Raw genomic sequence first — 1,434 nt, forward strand, 5'->3', positions numbered from 1 at the left:
ATCGGCGTAAAAGATCTATTCTAGGCAAGGGTGTTGCGCGCAACGCAACGCCCTTTGGGGGTGTCGGGGCGAAGCCCTGACCCAGTCACGTAGCGATAGCGGAGTGTATACTGGCTTACTCCTCTGCAAGCCTCGCCAGCCGTGATTTTTGCCAGATTTCGTGGTTTTCACGTTCAACAGCTCCTGCACGTTTTTTGCCGTCCGTTCACCGTTAACCCCCGCAGAAATCGGGACAGGATGTGCAAATGTAATACCGTCACCCGCGACGATATTCCGTTTGCCATCTGGTCAGGGCTTCGCCCCGACACCCCGTATCAGTGCGTACGTGCTCAATGTGGTTTCCGGTTCTCTTCCGCTTCCTCGCCCACTCGCTCACTAACGTTCGGTCGCTGGGGCTGCGGCGAGCGGTGCCACCTCTCGCATGTTGTCGGTGATTCCGCTGTTGTTCTTTCGGGGATGAGTCGTCAGATAGCCCTTCAAACGCGCTCAGAAGCTCTCAGACGCACGAGGCGGGGTTTAAATGCCCGTCAGGGCATGGAAGGCGCGAAAAACGCTTACAGAGCGTTTCAGGAGGTCAGGCGCGCCGATACCCCTAGCCAGGGGCTTTCAGGTCGCCAGGAACCGCGCCAGCCCCCTGCAAAGCCCATTTGCACGGTACAGGCAGTCACTCGGTTGGTAGGTGGTCGTAGACCGTCGGTGTTACAGCGATGGGGGTCTGGGGTTCTCCCCAGACGGTTTCCGGTTGCGCTCAAGGCGCTGCCGGAACCGTGGCGGCTCGGTCGTTCTGGAGATCGGGGAGCAAAAACACGCAAGGGATTTTGAGGCGGCAAAAGAGCAATGCAGGATAGACAATCATGGTCAGAACGTTAACACGTAGCCCCTGATTGTCCGCCTGCCGCTGGCTCAATTTGAAAACATGGCCATGATTCGGCGCTGAATATCACCGTCTTTGTTGACCAGTGTTTTAGTGACAAATGCTGCATGGTTTTTCGTAGTGTTGTATCCCTTCCAGACTTCATGTGGATCGAGGGCATACGCACAAACCTTACCAGCAACGGGGATTCTAACTAATGCATTTTTTGATTCTAAGTAATTGAGCCAACGAATAATTGTGCTTCTGCTAACTCCAAGTTTTTCAGCTAGGAATTGCTGATCCGCAACGACAGCGCCACACGTAGGATCGATATGCTCCGCTAAAAATGAGTACAGCTTCAGTGCTGATATGCCTTGGCTATCCTTCAGCAGCTCTCGAACGCGTTCCCAACCTTTTGGGGATACCTGTGTAAACCTTGAATTCTTCTTTGCTTCTTCGAGATCCTCGGTGTTTTTCTTTGCCTCATCTGAAAGTTGTTTCAGTCGTTTTTCTGAATCAATAAACATGATTTTTTCCCTCTAAAAATCCCATGCACTAACGTTGGTTCAAATCTAAGCCAT

The 1,434-nt window shown here is 52.5% G+C and carries 1 protein-coding gene; it reads right to left on the reverse strand.

Annotated elements, in window-relative coordinates; translation table 11 throughout:
• Nucleotides 1-903: 903 nt before the first annotated feature.
• On the reverse strand, nucleotides 904-1,380 hold the full coding sequence (locus D2V05_RS00015; protein ID WP_000469298.1) for a helix-turn-helix domain-containing protein: 477 nt from the start codon (nucleotides 1,378-1,380) through the stop codon (nucleotides 904-906).
• Nucleotides 1,381-1,434: the final 54 nt, after the last annotated feature.

The organism is Flagellimonas pelagia (assembly GCF_003584135.1).
In the GTDB taxonomy this organism is placed as follows: Bacteria; Bacteroidota; Bacteroidia; order Flavobacteriales; family Flavobacteriaceae; genus Flagellimonas; species Flagellimonas pelagia.

Excerpts from the sequence above, each read along its gene's own strand:
- D2V05_RS00015 (WP_000469298.1), bottom strand. The coding sequence starts at position 1,380 with ATGTTTATTGATTCAGAAAAACGACTGAAACAACTTTCAGATGAGGCA.